The organism is Dysgonomonas sp. Marseille-P4677 (genome assembly GCF_016652235.1).
Taxonomy (GTDB): Bacteria; Bacteroidota; Bacteroidia; order Bacteroidales; family Dysgonomonadaceae; genus Dysgonomonas.
Genome location: NZ_JAEPKU010000023.1, coordinates 17907 through 40877, shown reverse-complemented (window position 1 = coordinate 40877; position 22971 = coordinate 17907). Strand labels below are relative to the sequence as shown.

The 22971-nt window shown below is 35.8% G+C and carries 17 protein-coding genes and 1 tRNA gene; 9 read left to right on the top strand and 9 right to left on the bottom strand.

Going from position 1 to position 22971, the window contains the following annotated elements; translation table 11 throughout:
- On the top strand, nt 1-1216 hold a 1216-nt coding region (locus tag JGH11_RS06655), incomplete at its 5' end, for an HD domain-containing protein (RefSeq protein WP_201110793.1).
- Between the two features lie 251 nt (nt 1217-1467).
- On the opposite strand, the gene JGH11_RS06650 is transcribed toward JGH11_RS06655, so the two are convergent.
- Nucleotides 1468-1541, bottom strand: a tRNA-Met gene (locus tag JGH11_RS06650).
- Nucleotides 1542-1758: 217 nt separating this feature from the next.
- Here JGH11_RS06650 and JGH11_RS06645 point away from each other — a divergent pair.
- From JGH11_RS06645 to JGH11_RS06630, 4 genes are all read left to right on the top strand, one after another.
- Nucleotides 1759-3804 carry an LptF/LptG family permease gene (locus JGH11_RS06645; RefSeq protein ID WP_201110792.1) on the top strand — a complete coding sequence of 682 codons (2046 nt, stop codon included), beginning with the start codon at nt 1759-1761 and terminating at the stop codon, nt 3802-3804.
- Between the two features lie 20 nt (nt 3805-3824).
- Nucleotides 3825-5042 (top strand): bifunctional 3,4-dihydroxy-2-butanone-4-phosphate synthase/GTP cyclohydrolase II, encoded by a 1218-nt coding sequence (locus JGH11_RS06640; RefSeq protein ID WP_201110791.1) that lies wholly within the window; start codon nt 3825-3827, stop codon nt 5040-5042.
- A gap of 44 nt (nt 5043-5086) precedes the next feature.
- Nucleotides 5087-6280, top strand: coding sequence for a pyridoxal phosphate-dependent aminotransferase (locus JGH11_RS06635; protein WP_201110790.1), 1194 nt, complete (start codon nt 5087-5089; stop codon nt 6278-6280).
- Between the two features lie 303 nt (nt 6281-6583).
- Nucleotides 6584-7894, top strand: a complete 1311-nt coding sequence (locus JGH11_RS06630) for a Gfo/Idh/MocA family protein (RefSeq protein ID WP_201110789.1) — start codon at nt 6584-6586, stop codon at nt 7892-7894.
- 74 nt (nt 7895-7968) lie between these two features.
- Here the strand turns inward: JGH11_RS06630 and JGH11_RS06625 are convergent, their stop codons facing one another.
- The 8 genes from JGH11_RS06625 to pstS all read right to left on the bottom strand — a co-directional run bounded on the left by JGH11_RS06625 (nt 7969) and on the right by pstS (nt 16615).
- Complete coding sequence (locus JGH11_RS06625) at nt 7969-9645, bottom strand: putative transporter (RefSeq protein ID WP_201110788.1); 1677 nt, start codon at nt 9643-9645, stop codon at nt 7969-7971.
- Between the two features lie 199 nt (nt 9646-9844).
- Complete coding sequence (locus JGH11_RS06620; RefSeq protein ID WP_201110787.1) at nt 9845-11572, bottom strand: ATP-binding protein; 1728 nt, start codon at nt 11570-11572, stop codon at nt 9845-9847.
- Nucleotides 11573-11593: 21 nt separating this feature from the next.
- Nucleotides 11594-12298, bottom strand: coding sequence for a response regulator transcription factor (locus tag JGH11_RS06615; protein ID WP_201110786.1), 705 nt, complete (start codon nt 12296-12298; stop codon nt 11594-11596).
- Entirely contained in the window at nt 12282-12962 is a 681-nt protein-coding gene (phoU, locus tag JGH11_RS06610) for a phosphate signaling complex protein PhoU (RefSeq protein WP_201110785.1), read from the bottom strand. Before phoU ends, JGH11_RS06615 begins: the two co-directional genes overlap by 17 nt.
- A 51-nt stretch (nt 12963-13013) precedes the next feature.
- Nucleotides 13014-13802 carry a phosphate ABC transporter ATP-binding protein PstB gene (pstB, locus tag JGH11_RS06605; protein ID WP_201110784.1) on the bottom strand — a complete coding sequence of 263 codons (789 nt, stop codon included), beginning with the start codon at nt 13800-13802 and terminating at the stop codon, nt 13014-13016.
- The gene (gene pstA / locus JGH11_RS06600; RefSeq protein ID WP_201110783.1) at nt 13787-14665 is read right to left on the bottom strand and encodes a phosphate ABC transporter permease PstA; all 879 of its coding nucleotides are present in this window, start codon (nt 14663-14665) and stop codon (nt 13787-13789) included. The genes pstB and pstA overlap by 16 nt, the downstream gene beginning before the upstream one ends.
- Complete coding sequence (pstC, locus tag JGH11_RS06595; protein ID WP_201110782.1) at nt 14662-15507, bottom strand: phosphate ABC transporter permease subunit PstC; 846 nt, start codon at nt 15505-15507, stop codon at nt 14662-14664. Before pstC ends, pstA begins: the two co-directional genes overlap by 4 nt.
- A gap of 37 nt (nt 15508-15544) precedes the next feature.
- Nucleotides 15545-16615, bottom strand: coding sequence for a phosphate ABC transporter substrate-binding protein PstS (gene pstS / locus JGH11_RS06590; protein WP_201110781.1), 1071 nt, complete (start codon nt 16613-16615; stop codon nt 15545-15547).
- A 191-nt stretch (nt 16616-16806) separates the two neighbouring features.
- Between pstS and JGH11_RS06585 the strand changes: the two genes are divergently transcribed.
- The 4 genes from JGH11_RS06585 to JGH11_RS06570 all read left to right on the top strand — a co-directional run bounded on the left by JGH11_RS06585 (nt 16807) and on the right by JGH11_RS06570 (nt 22936).
- Nucleotides 16807-18153, top strand: a complete 1347-nt coding sequence (locus JGH11_RS06585) for an MATE family efflux transporter (protein ID WP_201110780.1) — start codon at nt 16807-16809, stop codon at nt 18151-18153.
- 632 nt (nt 18154-18785) lie between these two features.
- Nucleotides 18786-20120, top strand: a complete 1335-nt coding sequence (gene glpT, locus JGH11_RS06580) for a glycerol-3-phosphate transporter (protein ID WP_201110779.1) — start codon at nt 18786-18788, stop codon at nt 20118-20120.
- 31 nt (nt 20121-20151) lie between these two features.
- Nucleotides 20152-21579 carry a glycerophosphodiester phosphodiesterase family protein gene (locus tag JGH11_RS06575; RefSeq protein ID WP_201110778.1) on the top strand — a complete coding sequence of 476 codons (1428 nt, stop codon included), beginning with the start codon at nt 20152-20154 and terminating at the stop codon, nt 21577-21579.
- A gap of 13 nt (nt 21580-21592) precedes the next feature.
- Complete coding sequence (locus JGH11_RS06570; protein WP_201110777.1) at nt 21593-22936, top strand: porin; 1344 nt, start codon at nt 21593-21595, stop codon at nt 22934-22936.
- The last annotated feature ends 35 nt before the right edge of the window (nt 22937-22971 follow it).

Genomic DNA, 22971 nt, shown 5'->3' with positions numbered 1-22971 from the left:
ATCAAAAGAAGATAAAACCCCAGAAAAGGTAGATTCCAAGATATTTGAAGTACTCCACATATTTATAAAAAGAGTGAAACAACCTAACTATGTAGATTCACTCATTATCGTACACAAGTTAGTAAACGGATTATGGAAAAATGGGTCTAAGTTTCTTCACTTTTATACTCTTCATAATGAAGAGCATGCTATTGAATTAATTCAACAGACATTAAAGTTGACTAGAGCAATAGATTATTTTAGATTGAAAGATATTGACTTTTATTTATTATTCCTTGCTTGTTATTTGCATGATATTAGCATGGTTGTTCATCCTAATTTAGATGATTTTAAAACCGAAAAAAATGCTAGCGATACTATTTTTACAGAATATATCTTAGAAGATTCTTCAACTAAGAAGATAGACACCAAAACGTTACTACTAAAATATTTCAAAAAGGTATTCTCCTTTTTTGAGAATGAAGTAAGAGGAAAGCACCCTAAACAAAGTGCTCAGTTTATAATTAAAATAAAAGATACATATCTCAGTTTTCTAGAGAAAACACATTTACAAATTGTTGCAGATGTTTCTGAGGCTCATGGTTTTTATTCTTATGAAGTATACGGACGAAAATCCAAAGGGTCTACGGATATCTATAGTGTCAAGTATTTAATGATTTTGTTGAGGTTAGCTGACCTTTTAGATATGTGTAAGGATAGAGTTAGCTATTATATTTTAAAAGAGAATATTAGGCACATGGAACATATATCCCAGTTCCATTGGATATCACATTTGGTTACGGATAAATGTGATGTCAAATTGGATTATAAACTAAAGGATTCCAAGATGATTAATAGTCCTTTAGAAAAAAATGCCATAGATGAAATCGTTAACATAGATATATATCTAAATACGAAGCAATTTACAAAAGTAGATGCCCCTTCTACGTGTAAAGGTTATTTGGCTAAAAACACAAGCAATGGAATATCTATTGAAATTCTAGATGATGAACTTAAGCCATGTAGTAATAATTCTAATTGCTTATTTTCTTGTAAATGGATGCTAAAGAAACAAGAATACTTGTTTAATGAATTAATAGACTTGAAAAAATATCTGAAACGTGTAAATAATGGTATTTTTGAAACCCAAATATTTGTAAATCTTATATGCGAAGATAAAATTAGCTTAGATACTGAGTTTAGGGATATTGTGAGTAATTATTTAGAAAAAAAATAAAAAAATATTTTCTCATCGGATTGGGGCGAATATGTAAGTTTCATTTAGGGGGTACACCCACCCATAGATGAGGTATCAATAAAAGACTTCTGTTTTTTGTGGAATGGAGAAAGTTTTAGGAGATATGCGTTTACACCGTATTGGTAGAGAGTCTCAGTAAAAACGGTGTTTACACCCGATTAGTTTACACTATGTTTACACCTTAAATAAAAAGAGGCTCACAATTTCTTGTAAACCTCTCATTTTCAGTGTAGCGGGACGGGGAATTGAACCCCGGACCTCATGATTATGAATCATGCGCTCTAACCATCTGAGCTATCCCGCCAACTTTATGTTAGCGGGTGCAAAAATAGAAGATTATTTTATATAATACAAGTTTCAGGGAAGAAAATAATGAAAATAATTTCAATGAACGGTCAAAATATCTCATATACAATGAGAAAAACTCTAATAAAATTTAAGAATAACATCTTTCCTCATAATATTAAGCTTAACATTCATCTTTTTACTACTTTTGTACTCAATTTCAGTATAGATAATTAATGCTAAAAGTAAAGCGACTATATACATTTGTTATTCAGACATTTTTGCCTGTCTTTGCCATGACATTTGCAATATGTTTGTTTATAGTATTGATGCAATTCCTGTGGCGTTATGTTGAGGACTTAGTTGGTAAAGGGCTTGATATATCAGTCTTGGCCGAACTATTTCTTTATGCAGCCTTTCAGCTTATACCGATGGCTCTGCCGTTATCCTTATTGTTAGCATCTCTAATGGCTTTTGGAAACCTAGGCGAGCGGTTGGAACTTCTTGCTATTAAAGCATCAGGAGTCTCTTTGCTGAAAGCGATGAGGCCATTGATAATCTTAGTTGCTTTTGTTTGTATAGGTGCTTTTTTCTTTCAGAATGAAGCGATGCCTCGCATTCAGGTAAAATTGAGGGCATTATTGTATTCTATTAAGCAAAAATCGCCTGAACTGGATATACCTGAAGGTTCTTTTTATAGCGATATTCCCAATTATAGTCTTTATGTGAAGAGAAAAGACCGGGATACAAAGATGCTGCACGATGTGATAATATATGATACATCGAAGGGATTTGATAATATGGCTGTTATTACATGTGATTCGGCTACGATGGAAGTATCGGAAGATAAAAGCTTCTTGTTGCTGAGTTTGATGAAAGGACAACAGTTTGCTAACTTCCGTCAGGCAGATATTAATAATACTTCGCCAGGTCGAAGAAATAACGAATTTGTTCCATATAGTAGGGAGAACTTTAATAGAAAGGAAGTAATTATTCCTTTTAATACAGGATTTGACCGAATGGATGAATCCAATTTAGATGGAACACAAATATCGAAGAATATAACGCAACTGGGACATTCTATCGACTCTATGAGTGTTCGGCTAGATAGTGTAAATACCCAAGATCGTAAAATAATAGGGAAACATACATATCTTACCTATCGAAATTCAGACACTTATCAGAAAAAGGATTCAATAAAGCATAATGCCGATATTGTAACTAAAGAAGAAATAGGAAGAATAAACTTTGATTCCTTAGTTCACTCTTTTAGTAAAGATGAAATGATACAGTACTTGGGTACTGCGGCTAGTGAAGCAGAAAATAGCAGATTTAATATTCTTGAGACAACTCAAAAAATAGCTCTGCAAAAGAATTTGCGATTTCACAAAGTAGAATGGCATCAGAAATTTGTACTTTCTTTCGCTTGTCTCATTTTCTTTTTTATTGGTGCTCCTTTAGGTGCTATTATCCGTAAAGGAGGTTTAGGTATGCCTGTTGTTGTCTCTGTAGCTCTGTTTATTGTGTACTATATTATAAATAATATAGGATACAAAATGGCTCGTGATGGTGTTTGGGAGTCTTGGCAAGGTATGTGGTTGAGCTCATTTGCATTATTTCCGCTAGGAGTATTTCTTACGTATAAGGCTATGAACGATTCGGCCCTATTTAATACTGAAGCATATGGTAACTTTTTCCGAAGGCTTCTTGGCCTCAACAAAAAGAAAATATATGAGACGAATGAATCTGTAGACGAATCTTTAATCCCGGCTTTATCTACATTAAACGCCAATCCGGAAGTGGTAGCGACTCTTAAAATGAGAAATGTAGAGACTCTGAAAGATGTGGTTAAAAACCACGAGGAATACGGTTATGGTACAGATACTATACAAGTAGTTCTTAGTATACTCAAAGAAAAAGGAGCTAGCTTTTTCGATGTTAAAATAAGGAACCTAGACTTTGAAGAGGCTAAGAATATCTATAAGACATTCTTAAATAGCTTTAAATTAGCAACTCTCTTTTACGTAGTCGGAATGTTATATTTGGTTATACAAAAAATACTACAACTCGATGCAGAGCTTTTTGGAACTATAGCGCTTTTAGGTTATATTGTGTTTTATATAAGAACATTTATTTGTTATTTCGATTTTTACAGATGTATCGATAAGAAACCTAAAAAGAATATAGGTATTGCTGTGTTTCTCTCATTTGTTTGTATCTGGGCTTTTTACCGATATTTTAAGAAACAAATGGATAAAGATTTAGATAATATAAAAGAATAAAAGATAGATATCATATAATTATGGATAATATAAAACTAGATACGGTAGAAGAAGCTATAGACGAAATAAGAAAAGGTAATTTTGTTATTGTAGTCGATGATGAAGACCGCGAGAATGAAGGTGATCTTATTATTGCAGCTGAAGCTATTACCCCCGAGAAAGTTAATTTTATGGAAACGCATGCGAGGGGATTGATTTGTACCCCTATTACAGCTGAAAGATGCGAAGAACTTGATCTGCCAATGATGGTAACTCACAATACAGCAACCCATGCCACACCATTTACAGTTTCTATAGATTTACTTAAGAACGGAGTAACCACCGGTATTTCAGCATATGATAGAGCACAAACTATATTAGCTTTGACTCGTAAAGACACAAAGTCCGAAGACTTTGGACGCCCGGGACATATATTCCCGCTGAGAGCAAAGGATAAAGGGGTCTTGAGTCGTGTAGGACATACGGAAGCCGCTGTTGATTTGGCGCGTTTAGCTGGTTTATATCCGGCAGGAGTACTTATTGAGATAAAAAGGGAAGATGGAGAAATGGCTCGTTTGCCGGAATTAAGAAGAATGGCTGATGAGCATGGTATGAAACTTATCTCTGTTGCTGACCTAATCAAGTACAGATTGGAGAGAGAATCGTTGATAGAAAGAGGTGCTGAGGTGAATATGCCTACTGAATATGGCGGTTTTCGATTAATTCCATTTAAACAAAAATCTACAGGGTTAGAACATGTGGCTCTGATAAAAGGTACATGGGATATAGATGAGCCTATTTTGGTTCGTGTACATTCTTCTTGTATTACAGGTGATATATTCGGGTCTATGCGTTGTGAATGCGGCGAACAGTTGCATAAGTCTATGCAAATGATTGAGAAAGAAGGTAAAGGTGTCATAGTCTATCTCAACCAAGAAGGGAGAGGTATTGGATTGATGGCAAAGATGGAGGCTTATAAGTTGCAGGAAGAAGGTTATGATACTGTAGATGCTAATTTGCATTTAGGATATCGGGCCGATGAACGCGATTATGGGGTAGGGGCAGCAATCCTTCGAGAATTGAGTGTAACTAAAATGCGCCTGTTAACTAATAATCCGGTAAAAAGAAAAGGATTGGAATCATTCGGGCTTACTGTTGTAGGTAATGTTCCCATCGAAATTGCTCCTAATAAATACAATGCTTTCTATATGCATACAAAGAAAGAGCGTATGGGGCACGATTTACATAATGTAGATTAAGAATATTGAAATTAAATAGTATATAGCATCAAATTTTATAGTAAATGTCACAAGTATCTGAACGTATAGCCAGTCTCGCAATATCAGAGACGTTAGCTATGTCTCAAAAAAGTAATGAATTGAAAGCACAAGGTATCAATGTGATTAACCTCAGTGTGGGAGAACCGGATTTTAATACGCCTGATCATGTGAAAATGGCTGCAAAGAAGGCTATCGATGATAACTTCTCTTTCTATTCGCCTGTTCCGGGTTATTTACCTTTGCGTCAGGCTATTTGTGAAAAGCTAAAAACAGAGAATGGCTTAAACTTCAAACCTGAGCAAATTATTTGTTCTAATGGCGCGAAGCAAGCTGTATGTAATGCTGTTCTAAGTGTAGTAAATGTAGGAGATGAAGTAATTATTCCTGCTCCATGTTGGGTAAGTTACATCGAAATGGTAAAGCTAGCGGAAGGTAAGAGCATTGTTATACATACAGGAATAGAACAAGACTTTAAGATTGATGCGGCGCAATTGGAGGCTGCTATCACACCTAAAACAAAAGCAATTATTCTTTGTTCTCCTTCAAATCCAACAGGAAGTATTTATTCAAAAAACGAGTTAGAGGCATTGGCTAATGTATTAGCTAAGCATCCGAATATAATTATTATTTCAGATGAGATATACGAGCATATAAATTATGTGGGAAAACATGAAAGTATCGCTCAATTTGAAAATGTTAGAGAACGTGTTGTTATTATCAACGGGGTTTCTAAAGCTTATGCTATGACTGGTTGGCGTTTGGGCTGGATGGCCGCGCCACAATGGATTGCATCGGCTTGTAATAAATTGCAGGGGCAATATACTTCAGGACCATCTTCTATTGCACAGAAAGCTGCAGAAGCTGCTTATACAGGAAGTCAACAATGTGTGGCCGATATGTGTAAGGCATTCGCTCGTCGTCGTGATTTGATTGTGAAATTAGCTTCTGAGATAGAGGGGTTTAAAGTAAATAAACCGGAAGGTGCTTTTTATTTGTTCCCTGAATGTAGTTATTACTTCGGTAAGTCATACAATGATAAAGTGATAAATACATCTGCTGATTTAGCTATGTTTTTACTCGAAGAGGGACATGTTGCATCAGTTGGAGGTCTTGCGTTTGAAGCTCCGGACTATATTCGTTTCTCTTATGCTACTTCTGATGAAAATATTATTGAAGCAATGAAAAGGGTAAAAGAAACTTTGGCTAAACTGAAATAGACTTAAGTTTTAATTTATTATATTATAGAGGCATTTCGTAAGGAATGCCTTTTTTATTGCTAATATGTCAAAGACCTATTTTAACTAAAAAGTGACAAAAGTGACACGTTTTTACGATTTCTATCTTTCCACTATTTGTTCCTTTTAATTTTATCTTAGATAGAGATAAAGCCAATTTAATATAATGCAGAATCTCTGTAATTAGTGTAAATCATTCACTTATTTTTTCTTTTAAATGAGGTATTGTTAATTTAAAGCCCTATATTAGTATCAAATTAACTTTTAACTAATATTTTGCCCAAAATGACAACACGAAGAGACTTCATCCGACAAGCAGCTTTGTTGGGTACAGGACTAGTTGTAAGTCCATTTTTTATGAGAGCCGGAAATTCGGTTAGTGCTAATGATAAAATCAATGTAGGCCTCATTGGCTGTAAAGGAATGGGATTTGAAAACCTTAAAGCTTTCCTTCGTAATCCCGAAGTAGAGTGTGTTGCTCTCTGTGATATTGATGAGGGAGTACTTAACGAAAGAGCTGCTGATACTGAAAAGATTACAGGGAAAAAAGTTAAAAACCTTTATAAGGATTGGAGAAGGCTGATTGATAATAAAGATATCGATGTTGTTATTGTCGGAACGCCCGATCATTGGCATTGTTTACAAATGGTTGCCGCTTGTGAAGCAGGAAAGGACGTTTATTGTGAAAAGCCGTTAGGTAACAGTATCGAAGAATGTAATATCATGGTACGTGCTGCCGAAAAATATAATAGAGTGGTTCAGGTAGGACAATGGCAGCGTAGCGATCCACATTGGCAGGATGCAATAAATTTTGTACATAGTGGACAATTAGGAAAAATTCGTACTGTACGGGTTTTCTCATATCAGGGTTGGTGTCCATCTATTCCTGTATTAGCTAATGAACCTGTGCCTGCCGGGGTAGATTATGATATGTGGTTAGGGCCTGCACCCCAAAGGCCGTTCAATAGAAATCGCTTTCACTTTACATTTCGCTGGTTTTGGGATTATGCGGGAGGTTTGATGACAGACTGGGGTGTGCATCTATTAGATTATGCCTTGTATGGAATGAACGTAACAGCACCGAATTCGATTATGGCTTCGGGTGGAAAATTCGGCTATCCGGATGATGCCTGTGAAACTCCTGATTTATTGCAAACAATCTATACCTTTAATGACTTTACTGTAATGTGGGATCATGCTATCGGAATAGATGATGGTGCATATGGCCGTAATCACGGATTGGGATTTGTTGGTGAAAATGGAACATTAGTACTGGATCGTGGTGGTTGGGAAGTTATACCTGAACGTGTAAACGGTAAGGCTCGTATGGATGCAGTTCCTTTAAAGAAACAGTATGGTATAGGCGGTTTGAACCTGCATGTGAAGAATCATTTGGAATGTATAAAATCAAGGAATAGAAATTGTAATGCTAGTATTGAGATAGGCGCGCATATAGCAAAATTCTCGCAGTTGGGAAATATAGCTTATCGAACAGGTAAGAAGTTATCTTGGGATGGTCGAAGCTTTAATGATGCTGAAGCAGATAAATATTTGATAAAAGAATATCGTTCACCTTGGACTTTGCCTAATGTATAATAAGAATTACTTCTATTGAACGGAGTGGAGGATAATATCAGCTTCGAATAAAGCTTCACTTCGTTCAAATTCTTTTAATAAAATAGCATTAGTAATAGTTGTGTAAATATGATTCTCGCAAACATAGATACAGGATAGACAGTGGCATAAGCTACTGAAGGTTCATCGTCGTCTATTGTTGAGTTTACATAGTTAAGTGCCATTGGGTTAGCCATGCTTCCGCATAACATACCTACACTTTTTGCATAACTGATCTTAAGCATTTTCATGGCAATAAAAGCAACAATAATGACAGGAACTATTGTAAGCACAAATCCGAAGCCTACCCATATAAGACCCTCCGTCTGAAAAACAGTTTCAAAAAAGTGTTCACCAGCACTGATACCCAGACAAGCGAGATATACCGTTAGTCCAAACTGACGCATTAATAGGTTTGCACTCTGAGTTGTATATGTTGAGAAGCGGAAGCGAGGTCCAAATGCTCCCATTAGTATTCCTACAATAATAGGACCTCCCGCTATACCAAGTTTTACAGGAAAGCTCATACCAGGGAAAGGGAGAGGTAGTGCTCCCAGTATTAGCCCGAAAGCAATACCGGAAAAGATTGCAATCAAATTTGGCCTAATGAGGCGCTTTTCTTCATCTCCAAGTATTTTGGCAACATTGTCTATTGATAACTTTTCACCCACTACAGTCAATTTGTCTCCAATTTGTAAAGATAAGTCTGGTGAAGGTAATAAGTCTATACCGGCACGGTTTATACGTGTGATATTGATTCCATAATTATTTCTTAAACGCAGTACACCAAGTTTCACTCCATTTACTTTACTACGGGTAACAATTATGCGGCGAGATACTAATTGACTATTGTCTATATGATTCCAATCTATGTCTTCTTTGTTCCAGTCGACATTCTCCTGTTCACCAAACAATACCTTGATATGTTCTACATCCGATTTGATGGAGATGATCAGCAAGTGGTCGCCATGTTGTAATATGCTCTCAGATGTTGGAATCGTAACTTTACCATCGCGCCATATACGAGAGATAACGAATCGCTTTGGTGATAATTTCATTATCTCACGGATACTTTTACCTTCAATCGCCGGGTTTATGATACAAAACTCGCCAACATAAGTATCATGATCCTTCTTTTCTCCCGGAGTATTATAAGCTTCTTTGGGAACAAGAAATTTACGCAGAACAATGATAGCAAGGATAACCCCTACTACTCCCAGTGGGTAGGTAATAGCTGTGGCCAAAGCCATATCGGCAATAGCTTTCATATCACCGTTTGTTATTTGTTTTAGGGCTTGTTGCGCCGCTCCCAAAGCAGGAGTATTAGTTGTAGCACCACAAAGTATACCCACCATATTGGGTAAAGAGATCCTGCTTATAATACTGAATATAAGAGCAAGGAAAAGTCCTATAAATACTACTCCGAGAGCTAGCATATTAAGTTGTAATCCACCTTTTCGCAGAGAAGAGAAAAAGCCTGGTCCAACCTGCAATCCAAGTGCATAAACAAACATAATAAGCCCAAAGTTTTGAGCAAAATTGAGCATATCTTTATTCAGATCAAGATTGAAATGACCTAAAATAATACCTACAAAGAAAACAAAGGTAATGCCCAGCGAGATGTTGAGTATTTTCAGTTTGCCTAGTTGTAAACCGATGGCTGAAACAACTGAAATGATTATAATTGACTGAACCGATGACGGTTCGAAAATGGCGTTTGTTAACCAATCCATGAAATCACATAACAAATTTGAAATGCGACGGCAAAGTTATAATATTTAAAATGAATGTACCAATATGACGATATGAAAAATGAGCAAGACGATTAATATAAATATATTATTATAAGTGGAAGTATATAAAAAGCACGGACAGAATATGTCCGTGCCCCAAGTATAACATGTAAGTTGTTATCAGTTTCTACAAATACTTCTATTTTTTCAATGTGAAGAAAAACTCCAGCCCTCCTCCAACTCGGTTTTTAACTTGAATTTCTCCTTTATGCAGCAAAATTGCATTCTTAACAATAGATAAACCAAGACCCGAGCCACCAGTGTCGCGTGTACGCCCTTCATTTACACGATAGAAGCGCTCAAATAGCCGTGCTAGATATTGTTCTTCCACTCCTTTCCCCGTATCGCAAAAGCTAAAATATACGTATTCACTATCTTCCATATAGTTTTTGATATTTATATCTATATGTTGTCCTGCGTAATTGATGGTATTATCCATCAAATTGCGGAAAATAGAGTAGAGTAGGGTATAGTTGCCATTTATAGAGAGATCACTGTCTATCGAAACATTGAGTTTAATATCGTTGGCTTTTAGCTTTTCTGTCAGATCTATTCTTACTTCATCTACAAGCTGAGACAGATTGACTTTTTCTAATTGGAAATGAGAGGGGGCTTCTTCAATTTTACTTATCAGGCTTACATCTTCCAAAAGATTCGATAGCCGTATAGTTTGCTGATAAGCTCGATGAATAAATTGAGCTTGTTTTTCACTATCCAGTTTTTGAGAATCGAGTGTTTCCAAATATCCACGTAGACTTGTAACCGGAGTCCTAAGTTCATGAGCGATATTATTTGTCATTTCCTGTTTTAGGAGTCTTGTTTTTTCAATACGAGTAGTATCTTTTATCGTTATTTCGAAACTGGCGTCTTCAAATACGATTGTCTGGATAGAGAATATTTTTCCATTCTTATTTAATAGGAACGTATGATAGTTCTCTTCAACTTTTCGTTTATTGAGAAATTCAATAACAGGACTAAACATTTGCTCTTTTATAATAGCTTTCAGATCGAAAACCGGCTGGTCGACCAAGAAATTGAAATATTGGAAGAAATGTGTATTAGCATATATCTTTTTGAAATCTTTGTCGAAAATACAAATACCTTCTTGTGAATATTGGAAATGCTGAATAAGTTTTTCCCTTTCTCGTTCTATTTCATGTTTGCTCCGTTCCTTCTGCTTCAGTATTTCTACAAGCTGTTTTCCTATTTCGCCCAATTCATCGTCAGGAAATTCTATCTTTTCCGAGAGGGGTTTGTCATCCTTTATTTTAGTTGTTAATGCTTGCAGTTGCGATATCGATTTGCCGAAACGTCCTGCTACATAATTTAAAAGTATCAGGACAATGATAAACATACCTATAACTATGTATATAAAGAAATTGTCAGCCTTAAGCATGCTTTTGGTCTTGATCGTGTAAGGTAAAGCTACACGTACATAGTAACCATTGTAATGTTTAGCATAATATAAGTATTCATGCTTGGTAGAAGCTGACATACGTATATTTGAACCTATATTCTGATATAGGGCATTACGTATTTCCGGACGATCGAGGTGATTGTCCAATGTATTTATATCTTTGACATCTTTGTCAAAAGTTACTTTTCCTTCTTCGTTGATTATACTTATGCGTATTTCTAAAGGAAGTACGGCTACCAAGTGTTGGAGTTTTATAATATTGCTGTCAGATAATCTGTTCACTTCTATATACGAATGTAGCATTTCAGCATACTTGTCCAACTGTTCTTCCAAAGCTTTTGTACGTTGGGCTTTTTCCTCTTTCTGTTCAAATATGATTATGCACAAAGTAAATAGTGCAAATATGATTAGAAAGTAAGCGAAGACCCGTTGCTTATATGTCATTTTCATCTTTATATACCTTTAGGTTGGTTATTTATTTTGTAGGTTAAATGTATATCCATATCCTGTTCGGTTTACGATGCAATCTCCATAGCTGCCTATCTTTTTCCTTAACCTTGCAATATGTACATCTACAGTTCTTTCTAATACAATCCCATCATCTTTCCAAGCTTTATCCAGAATGTCGGCACGGGAAAAAATACGGCCTGTATTTTCAACTAGTAATACCAGTATATTAAATTCTGTTTTGGTAAGCTCGATGATTGTATTGTCGATTGTAACAGTTTTAGTATCGAAGTCTATTTCCAGATTATTTACTGTTAATACATTTTTATGATTTGTTTTGCCTTTATGGCTATCTGTTCTCTTTAGAACGCTTCTTACTCGAGCTACAACTTCTTTGATAGAAAACGGCTTAGCTATATAGTCATCTCCTCCAATCGAGAATCCTGTTAACATATCGTTTTCGGTATCTTTTGCTGTCAGAAAAATGATAGGTATGTTATTGCCTTCCTTTCTAAGTTGATCTGCAAATTTAAACCCTGATATTCCACCCATCATCACATCTAATAAAATAAGACGGTGTTCGGGAGTTAATAATTGGGCTGCTTGTTCTGCCGATTCAGCAAGGTCGATGTCATAACCTTCATTTTGTAGATTGAATTGTAGGATTTCCCGTATATCCGGTTCGTCGTCTACTATCAGTATTGATATATTTCTATTGTTTGTTTCCATGCCTGATATCTTTTCCTTCAGTTAAATAAATTGTAGCTTCAGCAATATTTGTTGCACTATCACCTATTCGCTCCAGATTATGAGATATAGAATTTATATTTATCAGATTCTGTATTTCCTGTTTGCTGAGTTTTTTATCAGCAAAAGCCTCTTGTAAAGATAAACCTATTTGGTGATATAATTCATCTACTTTGTCGTCATCTTTAATTACCTGATAAGCAATATGTCCATCTTCATTCGAAAACGAAAAAATAGCATTGCGAAGCATTTCGCTTGTATATTGTACCATCTTTACAATTATTTTCTTTATGCCATCAAATTGGGGATTTGCAAGATCTGTTCTTTTGAGGAAATGGATAATATTCAAAAGCATATCGCCGATCCGTTCCAGATTTGTAGTTAAATCCTGATAAGTTATGATCTTGCGTAGGTCAGCGGCAATAGGGTTGAACCGGAAAATAGTAAATACGACTTCTTCTCGTACTTTTATCTCCAATCTGTCCATTATTATTTCGTTCGATTCGGCTTCTTCATATAATGACTCTATGGTGTTGTCATTAAGCAATTTTGTTGCTATTTGCATTTGTATCATTGCAGTCTTTGATAGCAGTTCAAAATCGTTAAGAAGAAGCTCCAGTTGTTTGGCTTTTATATTCGTTGTCATTTTTATATTTGTAAGTTAACAGATTAGCAAATTTAATTTCAAATGGGTATATTAACTGAATACACCAGTCAGATAATCTTCAGTACGTTTATCTTTTGGTTTAGTAAACATTTGTTTTGTAGTCCCATATTCAACAAGTTCTCCCATATACATAAACATAGAATTGTCTGATAGCCTTGCAGCCTGTGACATATTATGCGTAACAATTACAATTGTGTATTGTTTCTTCAGTTCAAAAATCAATTCTTCTACTCTGTTAGTCGAAATAGGATCAAGCGCCGAAGTCGGCTCATCCATAAGAAGTAATTCCGGCTTTAAGGCTAATGCTCGAGCAATACAGAGACGTTGTTGTTGTCCTCCCGAAAGAAAAGTACCTTTCTTGGTCATCGAATCTTTCACTTCATCCCAAAGTGCCACGCTGCGCAGGCTATTTTCAACTATTTCGTCTCTTTCGGATTTGCTTAATTTGATGTTGTTTAACCTGTATCCTGCAATAACATTCTCATAAATGCTCATAGTAGGGAAGGGATTAGGACGCTGGAATACCATGCCTGCAAGCCGGCGTACTTTCATCGGGTTCATTTCAAAGATATTTTTCCCTTTGAGAAGTATTTCACCTGTCGTTTCAATATCGGGATATAATTCATGCATGCGGTTAATCGCACGTAATAATGTACTTTTACCACAGCCCGAGGGCCCCATAATGGCGGTAACTGTATTCTCTTTTATATTGGCATTTACTTTGTTTACTGCATTCTTGCCCGGAGTATAAGATACCGATACATCCTTGAGTTCGAGTATATATTGTTCTTGTTGATTCAAATTTACTGTATTTTCCATTTTTTAGCTATACTTTTTGCAAAAAGATTAATACCCAAAACAAATAGTAAAAGAAGTAAGGATGAAGACCATACCAGATTTGCCAAGTTCGGGTCGTTATAAAACTCCCATATCAAAAGTGATATGGCACTTGTGGGATGGGTTATATCCCAATTTATAGTAGATGCACCTAGGGCTGTAACCAGAAGAGGTGCTGTTTCTCCCATTACACGCGAAATAGCAAGTAGAGATCCTGTAAACAGTCCGCTAAAAGCAGAGGGTAGGAGTACTCGCAATACTACTGTTGTATATGAACCGCCTAGAGCCAACCCGGCTTCTTTTAGAGATGTAGGCAACATCTTTATACTTTCTTCGGTCGAGCGTATTATCATTGGTAGCATCATTATAGCGAGTGCTACACTACCGGCCATTGCTGAATACCCCGACATGGGAATTACCACCCAAATATATACTACTACACCAATAACAATAGAGGGTATCCCCTGTAGTAAATCACTTAAACTGCGGACTATGTTTGCAATACGCTTCTTTTGATTCTCGGCAAGATAGATTCCAGTCATTATCCCTATAGGAATGGCTATAAGAATAGCTAATGCCAAAATAAGCAAGGTTCCTGTAATACCATTTAATATACCTCCCGGAATGGGGCTATCGCTAATACGGGCAAGCATGGCTTCCATCGAGGTCGGAGCCACTTCTGTAAAGAGGCTGATATTAAATTGCTTGTATCCTTTTTTTACTAATTCCCAAAGAATAAGGAAAAGAGGGATCATCGTAATTCCGGACAAAGCACAGACAGCAAAGAAAAATATTTTACTTTTTGTTAATCTGTATTTAGCTGTAGATGTAAGTCTCTTTTTCATTTATTTACCATTTTCATGATGTACTTGGCTACATAATTGATCGATGCTGTGATCAGGAATAGTAATAAACCGATAGCCATAAGTGAACTTAATTTAAGTCCGCTCGATTCACCAAACTGATTGGCGATGATACTGGCCATGGAGTTTCCTGTGTCGGAAATACTAGTAGGTATATTATTGGTATTTCCTATCAGCATTGTTACAGCCATTGTTTCTCCCAATGCGCGCCCGAAAGCTAGCACATAAGATGCAAATATTCCTGAGCCGGCTACAGGTAGATTTACAGAAGTAATAACCTCCAGATTGGTCGCGCCAAGACTATATGCTCCTTCTTTTAGCTCGTTTGGAACCATTGCTATGAATTCGGCACTGAGAGAGGATGCATAAGGTATAATCATAATTCCCAGAACAATAGAAGATAGCAGTATCCCGAAACCTTGATCACTAATACCCATGTCGATAAGTATAGGGCGTAGGGTATAAAACCCCCACAACCCGTATACTATTGATGGTATTCCTGCCAGCAAATCTACGATTGAACTAACAAATGTCGATATTTTTTTATTTCTGAAATATTCTCCGTTAAAAAGAGCAACGGATAGAGAGAAGGGAATACAAAAGAGCAAGGCTAATATGGACGTCATCATTGTACCTGCAATAAAAGGTAGCGCTCCATATATATCGTTTCTTGAATCCCACTCGGAGGAAGTAATAAAGCCTATCCCAAACTCGGAGAAAGCTCCGATACTTTTACTCACAAGCCCGTAGATAACTCCTGCTGTGAGGAGGATAATCAGGCAGGCTGCAATGAATAATGCGGCTTTGAATATTTTATCTTTCATGTAAATTAGCTTTTGTTTAGCTATTTGCCTTCTGTATTTAATGTCTTGTTCCTTTTGCTACAGATAACTGATAAGTTTCTATTCTTTTTCCCTCAAAAGTCATAGATTCTATAATAGCCTTAGTCTTTTCAAGAGCTACAGGAGGAAGTGGCGCATAATGCGTTTTGTTTGCTATTGCTTGTCCCTCTTCGCTTATTATATAATTTAGAAGACCTACTAAAGATTTTGCCTGAACTTCACTTCTTGCGTTATAGTTTTGTTCCTTGTAAGCTATAATCCATGTAAATGTGCTGATTGGATAAGCTTCGGGATTAGGAGAGTTGGTGATAACAACACGTGTATCATTTGGTATATCTACATTAGCTGATGCTGAAATACTCTTAGTATCGGCTGCGATAAAATTGCCCGCGCTATTTTGTAATAATGCTGAAGGCATATTTAGAGCTAAAGCGTATTCAGAACCGATATATCCTATTGCACCTTCTGTTTCGGCAACAATGCCAGCAACACCCGGATTTCCTTTAGCTGCTATGCCAACCGGAAATTTTAAAGATTTACCTTCTCCTATTTCGATCTTCCATGCTTCATTCACTTTCGACATATATTCAGAGAATACGGATGTTGTTCCACTGCCGTCGGAGCGATATACAGCGGTTATTCCTTTGTTTGGTAAATCTAATCTGGGATTAAGATCTTTTATTTTCGTATCGTTCCATTTTGTTATTTTACCTCTGTAGATATCTGAAATAATATCTGCAGTAAGTTTCAATTCTTTTACACCTTTCAGATTGTATGATAGTACAACGGCTCCAAGGCTAGTTGGGATATGTACTATTTCTGTTCCCATATCTTTGAGTTCGGCATCGGATAAGAACACGTCGGTAGCTCCGAAATCAACAGTTTGATCCTTAAGGCTACGGATTCCACCTCCGCTACCTATAGCACCGTATGTAACATTACTTCCTATCTTTGCATATTCTTTGAATACGATGTTATAATATGGAGCCGGGAATGTAGCACCTGCCCCGGATAAAGCAGACTCTTTCTTTCCACACGAGTAAAGTGCTATTATAAATGTTATTGCTGTAAATAATAAAGTCTTTTTCATAATCTTATATATTATAATTTTTATGCAATATTATTTAGTAATTATAACAAACAAACTAAGGATTTGTTACGAAACTGTTAAGATTAGGCGAATGCTTATTCGTGGATTTGTTTCCAATCAGAAATTATAATTACTACTTTTGCACCCGCTTATTGTATTTTCAATAGTAGGCTACACTTAGATATATAGATATGAAATTTTTCAAGAAATATAAATCTCATTATATAGCATTATTATATTTAGGACTTCCTATAGTCATAGGGCAGATAGGCGTTATTATAGTCGGCTTTGCGGATACTCTTATGGTCGGGCATTATAGTATGGAAGGATTGGCTGCTGCATCCTTTGTAAATAATGTGTTCAATTTGGCTATAATTTTCGGAACAGGTTTCGCCTATGGCCTTACACCTATTGTAGGCAGCTTATTCGGTAATAAAGAACTACCGGCAGCTGGTAGAATATTGAAGAATAGTTTGTTTGCTAATGTTTTGGTTGCCATCCTACTTACGATAGTAATGACTATCCTTTATTTTAATGTTGAAAAGATAGGTCAGCCAAAAGAATTAATTCCTTTAATAAAATCTTATTTTATAGTATTACTTATCTCAATTATCTTCATTATGTTATTTAATGCATTTAAGCAGTTCGCTGATGGTATAACGGATACACGTACAGCGATGTGGATATTACTTGGGGGCAATGTGATACATATTGTCAGTAATTATATACTTATTCATGGTAAATTGGGAATGCCTGAATTGGGTCTTTTGGGTGCGGGTATTAGTACCCTCTTTGTACGGATAATAATGTTGGTTGCATTTGTAGTTATTTTCTTTTTTACGAAAAGATACGCCTTGTATCGTGGAGGCTTCTCCCGATCTAGTATAAATAAATTTGATTTTAATAAACTCAACAAAATAGGATGGCCTGTGGCTTTTCAGATGGGTATGGAGGCAGCTTCGTTTAGTCTGAGTGCTGTAATGATCGGATGGTTGGGTGCAGTTGCATTGGCCGCACATCAGATTATGGTAACGGTTTCTACCGTAAGTTTTATGATGTTTTATGGTATGGGGGCGGCGATTGCAGTAAGAGTCAGTAATTTTAAAGGGAGGGATGATGTATTAAATATCCGAAATTCAGCCTTTGCAGGAGCACATATTATTATACTGATGGCAATTATAACATCTTCATTAATCTTTTTATTAAGGAATTATATTGGTGGGTGGTTTACTGATGAATATGAAGTAAATATGGTCGTTATTACTTTGGTGTTTCCTATGTTGATTTATCAATTTAGCGATGGCATGCAGATTGCTTTTGCCAATGCATTGCGAGGTATTGCCGATGTTAAGGTGATGATGATTATTGCTTTTATATCTTATTTTATAGTTGCTCTGCCTATAGGTTATATTTGTGGATTTATTTTGGGTTGGGGAGTTCCGGGTGTATGGATGACTTTCCCTACAGGGCTTAGCTGTGCTGCGATATTAATGTTTTGGAGATTTCATAAAAAGACAAGGAATATCAATATACCATAATTATGGATTGTTCTAAGTGTATATTATAAGACAAGAGCTTTTTTATATTCTCTTTGGTTTTCGAAAGTAAATAGTTTCGAATGTTTATCGAATATTATAACCTGTAATTATTATTTTATGTGTAAATACCATTCTATAATATTTATTTCCTGAATATAGGTAGTTCTTAGTCTGTTTTTATTTGTTTTAATATATTTAATATTAGATATCTATGTATCTATTTGTGTCTTATGTATTATAACACCTTAATCATATTTAGATCTTCACTATTAACATTGATGACACTACTGTATTTTTCTTTTTCCGTTTGTTTCGTTTGATTGATTGTTTCGTTTGTATATTTATTTTTATTATTGTTTCGATTCCTTTTGTGTTCAATTACTTAAGAATTTTACTCTGGTTAACTTTCCTTTATTTCTCTTGTTCTTTTATTATAAAGCATTTGAGGTGTTTATGCTCTCTTTATTTTGATGTAATATTTGTATGTTTTATAACATATATGCACTTTTTTATATATTGATGCTATTGAGATATTATTCTTTTTTTATACGTTTACTTTCTGTATAAGTTTCGAAAAGTTATGAAATGTTTTTAATCTATATATAGAACCTAATCTTAATACCTATTAAATTATGTGGATTTTCTTAAAACCAGCAGAGCATAAGCCTATGCTAGAGCCTTCAAAGGTCGATTCTGAATATAAGAAATTGCGTTTGCAAGTTTTTATCGGAATTTTTATTGGATATGCAGGTTATTATTTGGTACGTAAAAACTTTAGTTTAGCTATGCCTCATCTTATTGATGCGGGCTTCGATAGAGGAGCATTAGGCGTTGTTCTTTCAGCGAATGCAATAGCTTATGGTCTTTCTAAATTTATTATGGGAGGAGTTTCTGATAGAAGTAACGCCCGTTACTTTCTGCCATTAGGTCTTATTCTATCTGCAGTTGTTACTATGTTTATGGGAACAACGGCAGGTGTATCATCCATTATCATGATGTTTATCTTACAATTCTTGATCGGATGGTTTCAGGGAATGGGGTGGCCTCCATGTGGAAGAGTCATGACTCACTGGTTTTCAATAAAGGAGCGCGGTACAAAGATGTCTATTTGGAATGTAGCACACAATGTTGGAGGAGGTCTTATTGGGCCGATAGCAGCATATGGAACAATTTGGTTTGCTTCCTGGCAAACCGGAACATTCGTTTTTCCTGCTGTTATAGCTATAGTTATTGCCTTTGTTGCATTAATAATGATAAGGGATACTCCTCAATCGTGCGGCTTGCCCCCTATTGAGAAATACAGGAATGATTATCCTAAAAGCTATAATGAACAGTCAGAAATAGAATTGTCAACAAAAGAAATATTTTTTCAATATGTGTTAAAAAATAAAACTCTCTGGTTTATTGCTATAGCTAATGCTTTTATCTATTTAGTTAGGTATGGAGTTTTAGACTGGGCACCTACTTATCTACAAGAGGTGAAAGGTTACGATATCAAAGAGACAGGATGGGCATATTCAGCATATGAGTTTGCTGCAATACCGGGTACTATTATTTGTGGAATTTTAAGTGATAAAGTCTTTAAAGGAAGACGAGCGATTACAACCATGATCTATATGGTTTTAGTGGCGGTATTCGTATTTATTTATTGGAAGAATACGGGAAGTATTCTTTTAGATAGTATTGCACTTATTGGTATAGGTTTCTTAATCTATGGGCCTGTTATGTTGATTGGCGTACATGCGCTGGATCTTGCACCCAAAAAAGCCGCTGGAACTGCTGCCGGTTTAACGGGATTCTTTGGCTATTTCTTTGGAACAGCAATTTTAGCAAATATTGCAATGGGTTTTATTGTCGATCATTTAGGTTGGGATTCAGGATTTATTATGCTGCTATTAGCATGTGTTCTATCTATTTTCTTTGTTGGACTGACCTATAAAGAAGAAAAATATTTAATAAAACATTAAGCCTTATTATTATAATTAAAAATTAAAAACTATGATTAAACAGATCTTACAATTCGGAGTATTTTGTATGCTCATGTTTTTCTTGTTGTCTTGTGAAGATAATGAGACGAATAAAGTTCGGGAAGACGCCTATGATGTACATATAGACAGGCTATCACCCGAAATGGAAAAGGTAAGAGATTATGTTCCTCAATTTTCTGTAATAGCACATCGTGGATCGACGTTTTGGACTCCTGAAGAAACGGAAGCTTCATATCGTTGGGCTAGGGAAATGGGAGTTGATTATCTTGAAGCCGATTTGCAGATATCTAAAGATGGGGTTATCCTGGCATTACATGATGATAACCTAAAGAGAACGACGAATATCGAAAATGTGTTTGGTGAAACCCTTCCTAAGGGTAGGAAAAATTATTATATGAAACTTGGATACACAGAAGCAGAAGCTGAGGCGAAAGTGAAACAAGATAAGGCCGGTTTCGTCCCTAATTTAACAAGCTATTATACATATGAAGAACTACTACAGCTCGATGCCGGTACATGGTTTAATGAAACTAGTATCGAACAGGCTCGTAGTGGTTTTAGTACTCAAAAACAATATATTTCTACTTTAGAAGATTTGGTTCAGTATTCCAAAGGTAAAAAATTGAAAAGAGATGCTAACGGAAACAGGATATATCGCATAATCGGAAAAACAGGCGGATCTGTAAGCACACTTGGGGGAACTGCTGATGTAGTAAAATATGAGTTTGAATTTGAGGATGATGTTGAAGGTGGAAGTGGTAATGTTCCTGGTATTTATCTTGAATTTAAAGAGTCTTGGCTAAATCCATCCGATTTCGAAAAGAGGGTATATGATGAATTAGACCGATTAGATATGAATATTATTACTAAACCGGAAAATTCAAATACACCTTTTTATAAAGATGGAAAAGTTAATGTAGGGAATACTAATGGTAAAGTGATATTACAAACTTTCTCTTTAGAAAGCTTAGTCAGAGTAGCCGATGTATATAAAGGACAAGTTCCTATGTGTTTCTTATTGTGGAAGGGTAATGGTGCTACAGATATTAAGGACGATAGTCCGGTTGGATATGCATCGTTTATTAATTTAGGTGTAAAATATTTGGCCCATATTATAGGTCCGTGTATAGCCGGAGCTCCTAATAATTATCCGGAACTGAATGCACCATGGCAAGATTATTTGATAAAAAGGGCGGGTATGCTGAATCATCCATATTCTTTCGATACTCGGGATCAAATGGCTAAATATTATGGTGATTATAACTTTAGCAATTCAGGAAGTAACTTGTTTGAACCTCCATATCTCGATGCGATGTTTACCAATCGTTCCGAAATGACACTTGACTTCTTTATAGATAAAGGTGTTCGTGATCAAAATGCTCCGCAAACAGTACCTGATTCGGAAGAATTATTAGATAAATTGGGTTATACTAAATAAATATTGAATAGACATGAAAAAAAATATATATCTATTAGTAGCTGTTTGTAGCTTACTTATTTGTTCTACTAAAGCAAAAGCTCAGGACTTTGATACAGACCCTGTTCTGCAATTAACAAAAGATGATGTTAATATGAAGATAGGTGGTCGTTTCATGGCAGATGCAGCGTATTACAATACAGACTATACGTCGTTAAAATCAGGTGCTGCAATTGTTGATGCACGTATCAGGGCAGGGTTGAGTTATGAGAATTGGTATTTTTATGCAGATTTTGACTTCTCGAGAGGCGATTTTAAACAAAAGAATATATTCCTGAAGTACACTCTACCGAATGTAAGTGGAACCGCAAATCATAGTATTAAAGCCGGATACTATGCTGAACCCAATAGTATGAGTTTACTTACAAGCCTGTATAGCTATCGGTTTATGACTCGCGCAGGTGCAGCCGAAGCCTTAGGTATAAAAAGGTCGTTAGGAATTTCATATAAGTTCTACAACAATATGTTTACTGCTACTCAAGGTGTTTTTGCTGAGAATAAATATAATGATCAATTGTCAGGTTTCCAGGGAGTAAGTGTTAGTGGGCGATGGTTGGTAAGACCAGTTAGTACGGATAATCAAACATTACATGTCGGGTTTTCAGCTCGTTATGCAGATGTTCATACCGGCGAAATGGTTGACGGTGTAAACAAAACATCAGTTACACTTCAGACAAACCTTCATTCTTTGGTCGATGATAAAAACTTGCTTCAAGCTGAATTACCATGGGCTAAAGGGGTTCTAAATCTTGGAGCCGAAATTCTATACCACAATTCGAAATTCTTTGCTCGAGGTGAATATCTATATAAGAAGGTCACTAAAGAGCGTCCGGATGAACTTTTGTTTACTAATCAATTGGGTGGAGTATGGAGTTGGACTACATTGGCATCATGGCAAAAAGGAAATCCTATAAGAAGTAATTCTTTTGATGGAGCCTATGCCGAGCTGGGATATCAAATATTCGGATCTGGCTATACATATTCAAAAGAAGAAGGTATGTTGAATGGGCATAATGGTCGGGCACTTGAGGTTGTAGCGCGTTATAACTATACTAATCTGAATGATATTACAGAAGGCGATGTATTTCTTGAAGGTAGGCAACAATTTTATCCTAATGGCAAATATGTAGACTATCCTCCTGTTTCAACAAGTATTGGTGGAGGTAAAATGCACTCTGTAACGGTAGGTCTAAACTTTGCTTTCAATAAAAACGCTAAAATCATGCTTGACTATACATATAATAAATTAGATAATGTATATTATTCGATGGATAAGAACTTTCATGTATTACAAGCTAGAACAGCCTTCTCATTCTAGAATGAGTCAGAGTAATTGATAATTATTATATATAA